13 protein-coding genes are annotated in these 15,001 nt (G+C 70.2%); 4 read left to right on the plus strand and 9 right to left on the minus strand.

Annotation, left to right across the window (positions count from 1 at the left end; all coding sequences use genetic code 11):
• Positions 1-286: 286 nt before the first annotated feature.
• The 9 genes from ACT54X_RS17310 to ACT54X_RS17350 all read right to left on the minus strand — a co-directional run bounded on the left by ACT54X_RS17310 (position 287) and on the right by ACT54X_RS17350 (position 9,935).
• On the minus strand, positions 287-718 hold the full coding sequence (locus tag ACT54X_RS17310; RefSeq protein ID WP_476347626.1) for a DUF6285 domain-containing protein: 432 nt from the start codon (positions 716-718) through the stop codon (positions 287-289).
• Positions 715-1,734, minus strand: coding sequence for a phosphotransferase family protein (locus ACT54X_RS17315; RefSeq protein WP_476347627.1), 1,020 nt, complete (start codon positions 1,732-1,734; stop codon positions 715-717). Before ACT54X_RS17315 ends, ACT54X_RS17310 begins: the two co-directional genes overlap by 4 nt.
• Positions 1,734-3,263: an acyl-CoA synthetase gene (locus tag ACT54X_RS17320; RefSeq protein ID WP_476347628.1), complete on the minus strand. Its 1,530-nt coding sequence runs from the start codon at positions 3,261-3,263 to the stop codon at positions 1,734-1,736. Before ACT54X_RS17320 ends, ACT54X_RS17315 begins: the two co-directional genes overlap by 1 nt.
• 60 nt (positions 3,264-3,323) lie before the next feature.
• Positions 3,324-4,460 (minus strand): acyl-CoA dehydrogenase family protein, encoded by a 1,137-nt coding sequence (locus ACT54X_RS17325; RefSeq protein WP_294376196.1) that lies wholly within the window; start codon positions 4,458-4,460, stop codon positions 3,324-3,326.
• A gap of 13 nt (positions 4,461-4,473) precedes the next feature.
• Positions 4,474-5,637 (minus strand): acyl-CoA dehydrogenase family protein, encoded by a 1,164-nt coding sequence (locus tag ACT54X_RS17330; RefSeq protein ID WP_294376194.1) that lies wholly within the window; start codon positions 5,635-5,637, stop codon positions 4,474-4,476.
• Between the two features lie 151 nt (positions 5,638-5,788).
• On the minus strand, positions 5,789-6,949 hold the full coding sequence (locus ACT54X_RS17335) for an acyl-CoA dehydrogenase family protein (protein ID WP_294376191.1): 1,161 nt from the start codon (positions 6,947-6,949) through the stop codon (positions 5,789-5,791).
• Between the two features lie 49 nt (positions 6,950-6,998).
• Positions 6,999-7,430, minus strand: a complete 432-nt coding sequence (locus ACT54X_RS17340; RefSeq protein ID WP_476347629.1) for a Zn-ribbon domain-containing OB-fold protein — start codon at positions 7,428-7,430, stop codon at positions 6,999-7,001.
• On the minus strand, positions 7,427-8,620 hold the full coding sequence (locus ACT54X_RS17345) for a thiolase family protein (RefSeq protein WP_476347630.1): 1,194 nt from the start codon (positions 8,618-8,620) through the stop codon (positions 7,427-7,429). The genes ACT54X_RS17340 and ACT54X_RS17345 overlap by 4 nt, the downstream gene beginning before the upstream one ends.
• A 58-nt stretch (positions 8,621-8,678) precedes the next feature.
• Complete coding sequence (locus tag ACT54X_RS17350) at positions 8,679-9,935, minus strand: CaiB/BaiF CoA transferase family protein (RefSeq protein WP_476347631.1); 1,257 nt, start codon at positions 9,933-9,935, stop codon at positions 8,679-8,681.
• 94 nt (positions 9,936-10,029) lie between these two features.
• Here ACT54X_RS17350 and ACT54X_RS17355 point away from each other — a divergent pair, with 94 nt between their 5' ends.
• From ACT54X_RS17355 to ACT54X_RS17370, 4 genes are all read left to right on the plus strand, one after another.
• The gene (locus ACT54X_RS17355) at positions 10,030-11,727 is read left to right on the plus strand and encodes an FAD-dependent oxidoreductase (RefSeq protein ID WP_476347632.1); all 1,698 of its coding nucleotides are present in this window, start codon (positions 10,030-10,032) and stop codon (positions 11,725-11,727) included.
• Positions 11,728-11,885: 158 nt separating this feature from the next.
• Complete coding sequence (locus ACT54X_RS17360; RefSeq protein WP_476347633.1) at positions 11,886-13,202, plus strand: Rieske 2Fe-2S domain-containing protein; 1,317 nt, start codon at positions 11,886-11,888, stop codon at positions 13,200-13,202.
• 9 nt (positions 13,203-13,211) lie between these two features.
• On the plus strand, positions 13,212-14,018 hold the full coding sequence (locus ACT54X_RS17365; RefSeq protein ID WP_294376173.1) for a FadR/GntR family transcriptional regulator: 807 nt from the start codon (positions 13,212-13,214) through the stop codon (positions 14,016-14,018).
• Positions 14,015-14,992 (plus strand): Bug family tripartite tricarboxylate transporter substrate binding protein, encoded by a 978-nt coding sequence (locus ACT54X_RS17370; protein WP_294376169.1) that lies wholly within the window; start codon positions 14,015-14,017, stop codon positions 14,990-14,992. The genes ACT54X_RS17365 and ACT54X_RS17370 overlap by 4 nt, the downstream gene beginning before the upstream one ends.
• The last annotated feature ends 9 nt before the right edge of the window (positions 14,993-15,001 follow it).

Genomic DNA, 15,001 nt, shown 5'->3' on the forward strand with positions numbered 1-15,001 from the left:
GCGTCTCTTTGATTGGTTGAACCATATACGTTATCAGGATGGTGAGGTGTTGCGCTCGGGAATAACGCGAAGGTGGCGCCCGTGCGCCTTCGCCGACACCGGATGCAGGGCGTTGACAGGCCCCAGGGATGCTCTTCACGAACGCGCGCGCCGTGGGCATCTGCGGAGTCGGGCGATCCGCGTCGTTGCAACTGCTCGCAGTAGCCGGGCTATTGCTGCGCCTTGCGCCTCGCCGCTCATCCCGATCCGCAGCGCCCAATTGCCGCTCGATTCGTGAAGAGCATCCCTAGCCGCCGGTGTCGCCGCCCGGCTGCACCCAGCGGGGGTTGTTGATGGCAAGCCCATCCCGCAGCCCATCGCGCAGATGCGCCAGCAGCGCTGGCGAATCAAGCGGCAGTCGGCCGGAGGCGATCTCGGCGCGCAGGGCGTCGTCCGGGGCCGGGGCGTCCGCCTGCGCCTCTGCGGCCGCGCTCTCACCGAGCAGCGCGGCCAGCCCGGCACGCGCCCGCGCGTCGGCCGCGGGACCCAGGCGCAGTTCGCGCGCCACCAGCCGCAGCACGTTGACGCACACCCGCAGCTGGAAGGCGTGATAGCCCTCCAGCGAGGGCCGCAGTTCCAGGTCGAGGTAGTCGGCAGCCGCGTCGAGCAGCACCTCGGCGGGCGGCACCCGTGTGGACACGGGGCGGTCTTCGGCCTTGCCTGCGGAGGGAGCACTCACGGCGCCATCTCCAGCGGTGCGACCAGGTTCAGAAAGTCCCACAGCGGCTCCTCCATGCGGCGGCCGATGGCGGCCAGTTCCAGGCTGGCGGGGCGGCCGTCGGGCCGCTTCTGGCTGCCGCGACGGGCACAGGCGATGGCCCACTTGAGGTTGGCGAACGCCTCCCAGAAGCGCACCCGCTGCGGATCGACGGGCTGCCCGGAAGCCGACTCATAGGCGGCATAGAGCGCCTCGCGCGCGCCGAAGCCGCCCACTTCGCCCAGGCCGCCAAAGCGCCAGGTGCGCATGCACAGCACGCCCAGGTCCTGCATGGGATCGCCGATGCGGGCGATCTCCCAGTCCAGCACACAGCGCACACCGTCCGGCCCGACGACGAGGTTGCCGGTGCGGAAGTCGGCATGCACCAGCGCCGGCGCCACCGGCGGCGGCAGATGGCGGCCGATCCAGGCCATGGCATGGTCGAGCGCGGCATGGCGCACGCCGCAGCCATCGAGCAGGGCGCGGTAGGCCGCCAGCTCCTGCGCCGGGGTGAAGGCCTGCAGGAAGGTCAGCCCGCCGAGGGGCGTGCGATGGATCGTGGCGAGGATCTCGCCGCACTGGCCCGCCATGCGGGTGCGGGCAGCGGCGAAGGCCTCGCCGCGCAGGATGCGGCGGCCCAGCGTCTCGCCGGCCACGCGGCGGGTGACGTAGCCCTCGCCCAGGCCGTCCTCCGGCGCGAGCACCGCCTCCACCGCGGGCGCGGGCGTACCAGCGGCACGCGCGGCCTGCATCAGCGCCGCCTCCTGCGGGCCGCTCAGCTTGGGCACCTGGCCGGCGGCGGCACCGAGTGGGGGCGTCTGCTGCAGGATCAGCGGCTGCGGCGGCGCGCCCGGCACGGCCCAGTCGAAGGACCAGGTGGCCTTGGTCCCGCCGGCCGTCAGCCGCTGCAGGCCGCGCACCTCGCCGGTCGAACCGGAGCGGCGTGCCAGCACGCGGCCCAGCGCGGCCGCGACTTCGTCGCTCGGCAACGCGGCCATCAGATCTGCCGGCCGGTGTTCTGCCAGAAGGGATCGCGCAGCCGGCGCTTGAAGATCTTGCCGCTGTCCTCGCGCGGCAGGGCGGCATGGAAGTCGATGCGGCGCGGCACCTTGTAGCGGGCCAGGCGGGCCTCCAGGTAGTAGCGGATGTCCGCCTCCGTGAGCTGCGCGCCGGGCTCGCGCTCCACGGCCGCAGCCAGCGACTCGCCGAAGTCCTCGTCCGGAATGCCGAAGACGGCGCAGTCGCGCACCCCCGGGCACTGGGCCAGCACCATCTCGATCTCGGCGGGATACACATTGGTGCCGCCGAAGATCACCATGTCCGAGCGGCGGTCGCACAGGTACAGCCGGCCATCCTTGAGATAGCCGACGTCGCCCACGCTGATCAGGCCGTCACGCTCCACGCTGCTGCGCTTGGCGTCGTTGTTGAGGTAGGTGAAGTCGGGATAGGCGGACACGCGCATGTAGATCTCGCCGATCTCGCCCTCAGGCACCGGCCGGCCGTCCTCGCCATAGAAGGCGACGCGGGTACCCGGCGTGGGGGTGCCGACCGAGCCGGGGTGCGCCAGCCAGTCCTGCGGCGTGGACAGCGTGGCCGTGCCCACCTCGGTGCCGCCGTAGGTCTCGTAGACCACCGGCCCCCACCAGTCCATCAGCGCCTGCTTGACTTCACGCGGGCACGGCGCGCCGGTGTGCGTGACCCACTGCAGCGAGCCCACGTCGTAGCGCGCGCGCACCTCGGCCGGCAGCTTGAGCAGGCGCACGAACATGGTGGGCACCATCACCGCATGGGTGATCCGGTGCCGGGCGATCAGCGCCAGGGTTTCCTCGGCGTCGAACTTGGACTGCACCACCAGCAGCTCGGCCGCACCGAAGGCCTGGCGGCCGTAGGCATTGGGCGAGGCGTGGTACAGCGGGCCGGTGATCAGCGCCCGCACGCCGGGCACGAGGCCGTACACGCGCTCGATGATCTCCCGGTAGGCCTGCGCCTGCTCAGGCGTGGAGGGATGGCGCCGCACGCCCTTGGGATGCCCGGTGGTGCCCGAGGTGTAGATCATGGTGGCCCGGCTCGGCCGCGGCGGCGCATCCCAGGGCGCGAAGCGCTCGCACCATTGCGGCCAGAGCACGTCGTCCGGCGCGGGTTGGGCCTGCGCGTCGTCGATGCCGTAGCGCGCCAGCACCTGCGGCGGCGTGGGCACCACGCGCACGACGAGCCCTGCCGGCAGCCGGCCGCGCAGCGGCGCCAGCAGGTCCGCATGGGCCACCAGCACCTTGGGGCGGGCGTCCTCCAGCACGTAGAGCAGCTCCTCAGTCTTGCCGTGCCAGTTCAGCGGAACCGCGTAGGCACCGATGGCGGCCGCCGCCTGCTGCACCTCGAAGAAGGCGAAGTCGTTGCGCAGCAGCAGCGCCACGCAGTCGCCCTCGGCAACGCCCAGCTCGGCCATGCCGGTGGCTGCGCGCCGGGCCTGCAATTGCACCTGCGACCGGGGCACGCCCTGGTCATCCAGATAGATCATGGCTTCGTTCATGGCCGTCTTGCTCTGCTCGTTGTCTCTGATGTTTCTTTCGGGACCGGTCATCGGCGCCCGTCACGCCGCCAGCGCGGTCGCGAGGCGCGACGCATGGGCACCGCTGTCGCCGAACAGCTGGTCCATCACGTGGATGCGGCGCAGGCAGTGGCCGACGGCGTATTCCTCGGTCATGCCGATGCCGCCGTGCAGCTGGATGGCGCCATGCGCCACCTCGCGCGCATGGCGGCCGACGCACAGCTTGGCACGGTGCAGGTCGAGGGCCGCCTCGTCGCCTTCGGGAAGGTCGACCGCGACGGCGGCGGCCATGGCCATGCTGCGGGCCATCTCGAGATCCACGCGCATCTCGGCCACCCGATGACGCAGCGCCTGGTTCTCGCCGATGGCCCGGCCGAACTGCTTGCGGGTGTGAAGGTAGTCGACCGCGAGCCGGTTGGCGGTCTCCGCCGCGCCCAGCATGTCGGCGCAGGCCAGCGCGATGCCCATGGCGACCGCACCGTCGATGGCACGGCCGCCCGCATCGCCATCGGAGGGATCGGTCAGGGGACGGGCCGGCACGGCCGCCAGCCGCAGTTCGGCGGCCGGCGTGTCGTCCACCATGCGGTAGGTGCGCCATTGCAGCCCGGGGGCACCGGCATCGACGAGGAAGAGGGCGCGCCCGGCCGGGCTGTCCGCGCTGCCGTCGGTGCGGGCACTGATGATGACGTGGCCGGCCGAGGCCGCGCCGAGCACATGGGCCTTGGCGCCATCGAGCACCCACGCTCCAACGCGGCGCGTGGCGCGGGTCTCGATCCAGCAGGGCGCGTGGCGGCCGGCGATTTCGTCATGGGCCCACGCGATGCAGGCGCTGCCGTCGGCAAGGGCGGGCAGCAGCTCCGCGCACAGCGCCTCATCGGCGCCCAGTCGCAGCGCCGTCGCAGCCAGCACCTGGGGCAGCAGCGGCTCCAGGCACAGGGCCCCACCCAGGGCCTGCATCACCGGCAGCAGGGCGCGGGCGCCACCGTCGAAGCCGCCGTGGGCCGACGGCACCGCCAACGCAGTGACACCCAGCTCGGCCAGATGCTGCCAGGTTTGCGGGTCCTGCCCGTCCTCGCTGGCGGCATGGGTACGGCGCTGCTCGAAGCCGTAGCGCTCGGCCATCAGGCGCGTCAGGCTGTCCTGCAGCGCGCGTTGTTCATCGTCGAGTTCGAAATTCATCGGGTTCCCTGCCTCATCCCAGGATGGCCTTGGCCAGAATGTCCTTCTGCACTTCGCTGGTGCCGCCGTAGATGCTGGCGGCGCGCGAGTAGAAGTAGCGCGGCACCAGCGGGCCGTGCACGAGTTCCTCGTCGCCCTCGCGCTGCTCCAGGCCGGCCGGGCCGGCGAGCCGCGCCAGCAGCGCATTCACCGCCTGCTGCAAAGCCACGCCCTTGAGCTTGAGCACCGACGCGAAGGCCGGCAGCGCCTGCTGCTCGGCGGGGGTGAGCAGGAAGCGGTAGTTGGTCAGCTCGAGTGCACGGATCTCCGCATCGAGTGCCGCCATCTCGGCGCGCAGCCCGGCGTCGTCGATCAGCCGCCCACCTTGCGGCAGCGCCTGGGCTGCCATGTGGCGTGCAAGGTCCAGCCGCTCGCGGCACAGCCCGACGTTGGCGATGCCGGTGCGTTCGTTGCCGAGCAGGAACTTGGCGCAGTCCCAGCCCTTGTTCTCCTCGCCCACCAGGTTGGCCACGGGCACCTGCACGTCGTCGAAGAACACCTCGTTGAGATGGTGGCCGCCGTCGATGGATTGGATGGGGCGGATGGTGATGCCCGGTGACTTCAGGTCGATCAGCAGGAAGGAGATGCCGGCCTGCTTGCGGGCCTCGGGGTCGGTGCGTACCAGCGCGAACACCCAGTCCGCGAGGTGGGCAGTGGTGGTCCAGATCTTCTGCCCGTTGACCACATAGTGCTCGCCCCGGCGCTCGGCGCGGGTGCGCAGCGAGGCCAGGTCCGAGCCGGCGCCCGGCTCCGAGAAGCCCTGGCAGAACCACAGGTCGAGGTTGGCGAGCCGCGGCAGAAAGTGGTCGCACTGCGCCGGCGTGCCGAACTTCATCAGCACCGGGCCGAGCATGGTGAGGTTGAACACCTGCGGTAGCGGTGCTGGCGCGCGGTAGAGCTCGTCCATGAGGATCAGGCGCTCCATCTGCCCCAGCTCGGCGCCGCCATAGCGCGCCGGCCAATGCGGCGCCGCCCAGCCGCGCTCATTGAGGATGCGCTGCCACGCCACGGTGTCCTGCTTGCGCGGCGGATGCCCGGCGCGCAGACGCGCGCGGATGTCCGCCGGCAGACGCTCTTCAATGAAGGCCCGTACCTCGGCACGGAAGGCGCGCTGCGCCGGTGTGAATTCCAGGTCCATCTCGTCCTCTTGGTGTCTCCAGCCTCGAAAACCGGGCGGCGCTATTATTATGGTTGAACCAATATCAATGAGCAACGATGGCCAGACTTCGACGGTCTGGCCATTCATGAAAAAAGGGGCTTGCGCCCCCTGCTGCATGACTGAGGCCGGATCAGCCCAAATCCATCTGCTTGGCCAGGATGTTGCGCTGGATCTCGTTGGTGCCGCCGCCGATGGGGCCCACGCGCGAGTCGCGGAAGAACATCTGCATGTCGTATTCCATGGAGTAGCCCGCGCCGCCCATGATCTGCATGCCGATGTCGGCGCACTTGAAGTTGTTGTCGGTGGCGACGATCTTGGCGATGGAGGCTTCGGTCACCGCGGGTGTTCCGGAGTCGAGCACATCGGCCGCGCGGTACACCATCTGGCGGGCCGTCTCCGACAGGATCAGCATGTCTGCCAGCTTGTGCTGGATCACCTGGAACTGGGAGATGGGCTGGCCGAACTGCACGCGGTCCTTCGCGTAGTCGCGGGCGTACTCGGTGATCTTGAAGCAGTGGCCGGCCGAGATGGCGGCCAGGCCCAGCCGCTCCAGGCCCAGGCAGCTCATGATGTTCTTCCAGGCCCGGCCTTCGCCGCCGAACAGGTTCTGCGCCGGCACGCGCACGTTCTCGAAGAACACCTCGTTGGCATGCGAAGTGCGGCGGCCCAGCATCTGAAGTGGCCGCACCGTCACGCCGGGCGTCTTGGCATCGACCAGCAAGGTACTGATGCCCTGGTGCCGGTTGGCGCCATCGCGGTCGGTGCGGGTGATGACGACGAAGTAATCCGCCACATGGCCGCAGGTGATCCACACCTTGTTGCCGTTGAGGATGTAGTCGTCGCCCTCGCGCTGCGCGAAGGTCTTGACGCCGGCCACGTCGGAGCCGGTGCCGGGCTCCGACATGCACAGCGCCAGCTTGGCCTTGCCCGCGATGATGCGGGGCACCAGGTCCTTCTTCATCTCGGGACTGCCGAACTTGGCGATGTGCATGCCCGCATACACGGCCGAGGTGGTGATGGCCTGGGCGATGCCGGTGTAGTGGTAGCCCATGGCCTCCAGGAAGATGGCGATGTCGCGGTAGGAGCCGCCGGTGCCGCCCAGCTCTTCCGGATAGAAGAGGCCGATGTAGCCGGCATCGGCCAGCGCCTCGTAGGCCTCGAGCGGGAACTCGCGCGCCTCGTCCATCTTGCGGATCTTCTCCCAGGGCAGATGGCGGCCCAGCAGGTCGAGCACGCCCTCGCGCATCATGCGCTGGTCGTCGGTGAGGCCGGTGGTGTTGAACAAGCTCATGGCTTTCTTTCTCCTGTGTATCGAATCGGGTTGAAGGTGAAGGCCGTGCTCAGCCCAGCGGCCGCGCGGCGAACAGCGGACCGTCCCAGTACTGCAGCACCACCATCTCCATGGTCTGGCCGATGGCCAGCGGTCGCTGGGGGTCCTCGACCAGGCGGCAGGCCAGGCGCAGGCCGTCGTCGAGATCGACGATGCCGCAGGCATAAGGCGCTTCGGGCGCGAACACCGCAGGCGCCGCATGGATGCGCGTCCACGAATAGAGCGTGCCGGTGCGCCCCAGCGGGCTCCACTCGACGTCCGTGGACCAGCAGTGCGGGCACACCGGCTTGGGCGGAAAGGTCTGGCGTGCGCAGGACTTGCAGCGTGTGCTCATCCAGCGGCCTTCGCGCAGCGCCTGCCAGAAGGTGCTCGTGAACGCCGATGCCCGCGGCGGATAGGCCCGGTCCTCGGCGACGGGGAGTTGGGGCAGCGGCTGCGTCATTGCACGGCCTCCATGACATGGATGAGGGCGGCGTTGTAGTTACCCAGTTCGCCCGTGGCCAGGCCGAAGCGCGCGTTCTTCACCTGCCGCTCGCCGGCCCGGCCGCGCAGCTGTTCGGCCAGTTCGACATAGTTGTAGAGCGAGGTCACATAGGCCGGATGCCCGCGGGAGGTGAGGCCACCTGAAGTCGAGATGGGAATGCGCCCGCCGAGCCGCGTCTGGCCTTCGGCCGCCGCCCGCGCACCCTGGCCGCGTGGCAGCAGGCCGATGGCCTCGCTCACCAGCACCTCCACGATGGTGCAGGGGGCATAGAGTTCGGCCAAATCGAGCTGCTCCGGACCGATGCCCGCCTGCCGATACGCGTCCTGCGCGGCCTGGCGCGCCGCCGTAAAGCCGATCATGTCATTGGGCACGTCGCTGATCTGGTGCGAGCCGTCGTGGCAGAAGCCGCGGCCGCGCACGAGCACGTAGGGGCGGCCGAGGGACTTGGCCACTTCCTCGCTGGCCAGCACCAGGCAGGCCGCACCATCGCCGCGCGGCGGCACCTCGTACAGCCCCAACGGCTCGACGATGGGACGCTGCGCGACCACCTCCTCCAGCGTGATCGGCTTGCGGAACTGGGCCAGCGGGTTGAGCGAGGCATGGTGTCGGTTCTTCACCGCCACCGCCGCGATCTCCGCACGTGTCGCGCCATGCTCGTGCATGTAGCGCATGGCGTCCATGGCGTACCAGGCAATGGGCGTGAAGCCGGCGGAGGTGTGGAAGTCCACGTCGCCGGTGGTGCGCATGCTGCTCATCATGTGCTCGGTGGCGGACACCGCGCTTTCCATGTTGATGCCCAGGGCCAGCGCCACATTGGCCCGGCCCAGCAGGATGTCGTTGCACGCCTGGTCGAAGGCCAGGGCGGCCGTCATGCCGTTGCCCATCACCTCCATCACGTTCCCGCGGCAGGCCAGCCGCAGCTGGCCCATCAGGAAGGTGTGGAAGTATTTCTGCCGCGTGTAGGGCCGCGGCAGCGTGAAGACCAGGCTCTGGATGTCCTGCTTGTCGACGCCGGCATCGCGCACGGCCTCGACCACCAAGCGGGTCATGATCTCGTGCTCCAGCGTCTGCAGCGCCGCGTCGTCGGCCGTCTGGTGGCGCCCGACCGGAATGGCGCTCGCGCCGACGATGGCGACGGCGCGGCTCACTGGGCGGCCCTCCGCGCGGGGCGCCCGGGGATTCGCACTCGTGCCTGGACCGGTGCGTTCATGGCTGGGCCACCAATTCGGGTGCGCCGAAGGCGCCGGCCGCGCGCAGCGCCTCGATGCGTTCCTCGTCCAGGCCCAGCGCGTCCGCCAGCACAGCCTCGGTGTCCGCACCCACGGCTGGTGCCGCCCGCTCCACCACGGCTGGCGTGCGCGACAGCCGCAGCGGCGTTGCCACGTTGGGCACCCATCCCTTGACTGGATGCGGGATGCGCGTGACCAGCTGGCGGTCGCGCGCCTCCTCCGAGGCCAGGGCCTGCGCCAGCGTGCGCACTTCGCCCGAGGGCACGCCCGCCGCGCGCAGCCGCGGCTGCCAGTGGCGCCAGGGATGCTTGCCGAACTCGGCCTGCATGATGTCGAACAGGTAGTCGCGCTGCTGCAGGCGGTTGGCGCGCTTGGACAGCACGGGGTCGTGGGCGATGTCCGGCCGCTCCAGCACCTGCTCGAACAGCCGCACGAAGATGCCGTCGTTGCCGCAGTTGATGTAGAAGGGCATGTCCTCGCACTCGAAGACGCCCGAGGGGCAGGTGTCCGGACTGGTGTTGCCGTTGCGCTGCGGCTCATAGCCGGTGGTCAGGTGCTGCATGGCGCCGAAGCCGGTCATCAGCACGGCCGTGTCGAACAGGGCCACCTCCACGAACTGGCCCTTGCCGTCGCGGGTGCGGGCCATCAGCGCCAGCAGGATCGCGTTGGTCGCGGACATGGCGGTGGCCACGTCCATCACCGCGGCGCCACTGCGCACGCCCTGGCGGTCGGCATAGCCGTTCATCGAGATGAAGCCGCTCTCGGCCTGCGCGATGGGGTCGAAGCCCAGCCGGTCCGCATGGGGGCCGGAGCGGCCATAGGCCGACACCGAGCAGTAGATGAGCTTCGGGTTCATCTGCGCGCAGCGCTCATAGTCGAAGCCGAAGCGCTCCATCACGCCAGTGGAGAAGTTCTCCACCAGCACATCCGCGGTCTCGATGAGCGCGCGTACGACCTCGCGGCCGGCCTCCGACTTGAGGTCCACGCCGATGCTGCGCTTGTTGCGGTTGGTCCAGATGTAGGGCGCGCCCTGGGCGGGCAGCTCCGGATCCATGGGCGGGTAGTAGCGGAAGTCCTCGCCCTTGACCGGCGCCTCGATCTTGATGACGTCGGCACCGAAGTCGGCCAGCGTCATGGTGGCCAGCGGCCCGGCCACGAAGTGCGTGAAGTCCACCACCCGGATGCCCTCGAGCGCCTGCGGCGTGCGCGATGCGGGCACCGGCTGCTCGGGCAAGGCGTTGATTCTTGCTTGATCGAACACTGTCCGTCCTCGAAAATGTCTATGGTTCTACCATTCTTGCACAACGTCAACGCGAGGCAAGCGGCAAATGACCCTGGACATCCCTGAGACGGACGCGGACCTGCTGGTGATCGGCGCCGGTGCCGCAGGCATGACGGCCGCGCTCGTGGCGGCACTGGAGGGCTTGCGCGTGGTGCTGTGCGAGGCCACGCAGCAGGTGGGCGGCACCACCGCCACCTCGGCCGGCACGCTGTGGATCCCGGGCAATCCGCACGGCGTCGCCGCGGGCCATGGCGACACGGTCGACGCCGCACGCACCTACCTCGACGCACTGATCGGCGAGCCCGACCACGATGGCCGGCGCGAGGCCTTTCTCTCGAGCGGGCCTGCGATGCTGGCGTACCTCGAGGCGCGCACGGCGGTCAGGTTCGCCAGTGCCGGCATGCATCCGGACTACCTCCCACACCTGCCCGGCGCCGCGGTGCGGGGCCGGGCAGTCTCTCCCCTGCCCTTCGATGGGCGGCTGCTGGGCGCCGACTTCGGCCGCGTGCGCCCACCCCTGGCCGAGTTCATGGTGTTGGGCGGCATGATGGTCGGCAAGGCCGACATCGCGGCGCTGGTCGGCCGCTATCGCTCGTGGCAGGCATTCGTCCACAGCGCACGGCTGGTGCTGCGCCACGCCCGCGAGCGCGTCCGCCATCCGCGCGGAGCCCGATGGGTGATGGGCAACGCGCTCGTGGGGCGCCTGCTCCACAGCCTGCGTCTGGCCGGCGTCGAGTTGCGCTTCGGCGCGCGGCTGCGCGGCCTCGAGGTCGAAGATGGGCGCGTGATGGGTGCGAGCGTGGAGGCGCTGGGTCGGACCCAGATGCTTCGCGCACGTCTGGGCGTGGTGCTGGCCACGGGCGGCGTGGGCCACGACGCGGCGCTGCGGCATTTCCTCGCCCCGCACGGGCCGACCATGCTCGCGCTGGCCGCCGAGGCGGTGCGTGGCGATGGCCTGGGCGCTGCCCGCGCGGCAGGCGCTGCGCTGGCGGGCCTGGAGCGGCCCTTCCTCTGGCAGCCGTCATCGGTGGTGCATCGCAAGGACGGATCGACCGGGCTCTTTCCCCACCTGTTCCTGGATCGCGCCAAGCCCGGCCTGATCGCCGTGGACCGGCAGGGCCGTCGCTTCGTGGACGAGGCGGCCTCGTACCACCATTTCGTCGAGGGCATGGTGCGCGCTGGCGCCGTGCCGGCCTGGCTGGTGTGCAGTACCGCCTTCATCCGGCGCCATGGGCTGGGCGCCATCGCGCCGGGCACGCGCGACCTGCGGCCCTGGGTGGAGCGCCGCACGCTGGTGGTGGCTCGGACACTCGACGACCTCGCGCGATCGCTGGAACTGCCGGCCGCCGCGCTGGCCGACACCGTGCAGCGCTACGACCATTGGGCCCGCCTCGGCAGGGATCCGGATTTCCACAAGGGCGAGTCGGTGTTCGACCGTTTCAACGGCGACCCCGGCCATGCGCCGAACCCCTGCGTCGGGCCTGTCGGCGCGGGCCCCTACGCCGCCATGGCGGTCTGGCCCGGGGACGCAGCATCGAGTGCCGGACTGGCCACCGACGCCCAGGGCTGCGTGCTCGCCGCGCATGGCCGGCCCATCGGCGGGCTCTATGCCTGCGGCAACGATGCGGCCTCGTTGATGCGGGGCCACTATCCCGGTCCCGGCACGACGCTTGGCCCCGGCATGGCACAGGCCTACCGCGTCGCGCTGCATGCAAGCGCAATGGCCCGCGGCGATATCCCCTGATCCGGGATCCGCGCCAGGCCACGGCGGCGCATCGCACTCGTCTTTCCGCGCGCAACCCATGCCGGGGTGCTTGACGTGATGTGCGAGCTTCATAGAATTGGTTCTACCACTTTGGCTCAACCAATCAACTTGCCGCATACTGCCGGCCCACGAATCCCATGCTTTCCCGAGAAGACAACGAAACCCTCGTCCGTGTCGGCCCCCAGGCACCCATGGGGCAGTTCATGCGGCTGTACTGGATTCCTTTCCTCAAGTCCTCGGACGTCGCGCCCGACGGCCAGCCGTACCGGGTGCGGCTGCTGGGCGAGGACCTCGTCGCCTTCCGCGACAGCAGCGGCCGTGTAGGCCTCGTGGCGCAGGCCTGCCCGCACCGCGGCGCACCGCTGGTCTTCGGCCGCAACGAGGCCGACGGGCTGCGCTGCGTCTACCACGGCTGGAAGTTCGGCGTGGACGGCCGCTGCCTGGACATCCCGGTCGAGCCGGCCGGCAGCCCCATGTGCAAGCGCATGCGGGTGACCGCCTACGCGGTGCGCGAGCGCAATGGCGTGCTGTGGGCCTACCTGGGCCCCGATCAGGAGAATCCGCCCGAGCTGCCCGCGGTGGAATGGAACCTGGTGCCCGAGACGCAGGTGGCCGTTTCCATGCGCATCCAGGAGTGCAACTGGCTGCAGGCCCTCGAGGGCGAGATCGATTCGGCCCACGCCGCCATCCTCCATGGCCGCGTCGATGTCGGCGGCACGATCAACCAGTGGAAGCAGGGCGCCGACCTCACGCCCACCTTCGAATGCGTGCAGCACGATGCCGGCGTGAGCATCGCCGCGCGCCGCAAGACGCCGGACGGCCAGAACTACGTGCGCGTCAACCAGTTCATGCTGCCCTTCTGGACGCTGGTGCCGCCGCAGGCGCAGTTCCCGGACCTGAGCGGCCATGCCTGGGTGCCGATCGACGACGAGCACACGCTGTGCGTGATGTTCTCGTACACCCCGGCCCAGCCCTTCTACGAGAAGACGCGTCAGGTCTTCAAGAACGGCCATGCGGGCCGCGAGACCGGCCACCACTCCGACGGCGCCTACGAGAAGCGTGCGGTGACGGAGCCATACCACACCTATTGGAGCCGCTTCAACCGCGGCAACGCCTACCACTTCGACTACGCGCAGCAGGTCAGCAAGTACAACGCGGGCATGCCCGGCCTGTGGATCCAGGACGCAGCCTGCCAGTCCGGGGTCCAGCCCATCTACGACCGCACCCAGGAGCACCTGGGCACCAGCGACAGCGGCATCGCGCGCACGCGGCGCGTGCTGCTGGAGGCCGTGCGCCAGCTGAAGGCCGGCACGCCGCCGGTGTCGGCTTCAGAACCCGGGCTCTTCATGAAGCGGGCCGTGTCCATCACCATCCCGAGCGGCGGCGACTGGATGGAACTGGGAGGCGAGCACATGCGCGCCGAGCTGGGCAAGGACTTCGGCTACGCACCCTGAGGCGTCCTCGTGCCGCATCTCAGCACCGCCGCCGTCGACATGCGCGCGGGTTTCGTCCAGCCGCCAGCTCGCCCGCGCGAGAGCAGCGGTCAGATCGGCACGGTAATCTCCGGCGTGCTGGCCTATCTGCGCGAGCGCAGGCTGCAGCCGGGCGACCGCCTGCCCTCGGAACGCGACCTGGCGGAGAACCTGGCCGTGGGGCGCAATGCGGTGCGCGAGGCCCTGGCCATCCTCGGCACGCTGCGGGTGGTGGACTGCCGCCCCAACTCGGGCGTCTACCTGCGCCACATGGGCCGCGACAGCAGCTTCGAGGCGCTGGTGATGCTGGCCGACATGGGCGCCACGCCCACGCCCACCGAGGTGGCCGAGACGATGGAGGTGCGCGCCCATCTCGAACTGCTGGCCGCCGGCCTGGCCTGCGAGCGCCGCACCGAGGACGACCTGCAGCGCATGGAAGGCATCCTGGCCCGCACCCGCGGGATCCTGGCGGGTGGCGGCAACATCGCCGAGGCCGACAGCGAGTTCCACCTCGCCCTGGTGGAAGCCACGCACAACTCGGTGCTCGTGCGCGTGCTCAATGCCTTCTACCGTTTCACCGCATTGCGGCGCGAGGCCCTGTTCCATGACCTGGCGCAGGGCCAGGCCTCGGAGCAGGACCACCGCCAGATGCTGAGCCACCTGCGCGCGCGCAGCGCACCCGAGGCCCAGGCCCTGATCCTGCGCCACATGCAGCGTGCCCGACGCTACTGGACCGACCGGCTGGCCGATGCCGCGCCGGCCCCTTCATCCCAAGAACATTCCGGAGACGCCCCATGACCCTCGCCCCTTCCAGCCGATTCAGCCGCCGCGCAGCCCTGGCCGCCATCAGCCTGCTCGTCGTCGGGGCGGCCTTCGCGCAGTCCTATCCCAGCAAGCCGATCCGCATCGTCGTGCCCTATGCCGCCGGGGGCAGCACCGACCAGCTGGCGCGGGCCATCCAGCAGCCGATGAGCGAGTTCCTGGGCCAGCCGGTGATCGTCGACAACAAGCCCGGCGCCGGCGGCACCATCGGCGTGGACAGCGTCGCCAAGGCAGCGCCGGACGGCTACACGCTGGTGTTCGGCAACAGCGGACCCAATGCCATCGTCTCGCTCATGCGCAAGGTGCCCTATGACGAGCTCAAGGACCTGCGGCCGATCTCCACCGTGGCGATCACGCCCATGATCCTGGCCGTGCCCACCGACAGCCCGGCACGCACGCTGAAGGACTTCATCGCCTACGCGCACAAGGAGGGCCCGGCGCTCAACTTCGGCTCGGTGGGCAACGGATCGCTGTCGCACCTCACCGGCGCCTACTTCAACGAGCTGGCAGGCACGCAGATGCAGCACGTTCCCTACAACGGCGGCGCGCCCATGACCACCGCCTTCGTCGGTGGGCAGATCCAGGCAGCCTTCGTCACGGGCCTGGATGGCGCGACGCTGCTGGCCTCGGGCCGCGTGCGCTACCTGGCCGTGGGCACCACGCAGCGCAGCGAGGCGGTGCCCGAGCTGCCGCCCATCGCCGAGGTCGTTCCCGGCTTCGAGAGCGTGGCCTGGTTCGGGGTACTGGCCCCACGGAACATCCCCGACGACGTGGCGGCGCGGCTGAACGCGGCCGTGCGGGCGGCGGTGGAACGACCCGAGGTGCGGCGCCTGTTCGCCGAGCGCAAGGTGGAGGCGCGCAGCAGCACGCCCGAGCAGCTGGAGCAACTGATCCGCAAGGAGGCGGCGCAGTGGGGCCCGGTGGTGCGCAAGGCCAACATCCAGATGTGAGCGGCACCC

This window comes from Pseudacidovorax sp. DMC4 (assembly GCF_056314265.1).

Excerpts from the sequence above, each read along its gene's own strand:
- ACT54X_RS17315 (WP_476347627.1), bottom strand. The coding sequence starts at position 1,734 with ATGGCCGCGTTGCCGAGCGACGAAGTCGCGGCCGCGCTGGGCCGCGTG.
- ACT54X_RS17320 (WP_476347628.1), bottom strand. The coding sequence starts at position 3,263 with ATGAACGAAGCCATGATCTATCTGGATGACCAGGGCGTGCCCCGGTCG.
- ACT54X_RS17325 (WP_294376196.1), bottom strand. The coding sequence starts at position 4,460 with ATGAATTTCGAACTCGACGATGAACAACGCGCGCTGCAGGACAGCCTG.
- ACT54X_RS17330 (WP_294376194.1), bottom strand. The coding sequence starts at position 5,637 with ATGGACCTGGAATTCACACCGGCGCAGCGCGCCTTCCGTGCCGAGGTA.
- ACT54X_RS17335 (WP_294376191.1), bottom strand. The coding sequence starts at position 6,949 with ATGAGCTTGTTCAACACCACCGGCCTCACCGACGACCAGCGCATGATG.
- ACT54X_RS17340 (WP_476347629.1), bottom strand. The coding sequence starts at position 7,430 with ATGACGCAGCCGCTGCCCCAACTCCCCGTCGCCGAGGACCGGGCCTAT.
- ACT54X_RS17355 (WP_476347632.1), top strand. The coding sequence starts at position 10,030 with ATGACCCTGGACATCCCTGAGACGGACGCGGACCTGCTGGTGATCGGC.
- ACT54X_RS17360 (WP_476347633.1), top strand. The coding sequence starts at position 11,886 with ATGCTTTCCCGAGAAGACAACGAAACCCTCGTCCGTGTCGGCCCCCAG.
- ACT54X_RS17370 (WP_294376169.1), top strand. The coding sequence starts at position 14,015 with ATGACCCTCGCCCCTTCCAGCCGATTCAGCCGCCGCGCAGCCCTGGCC.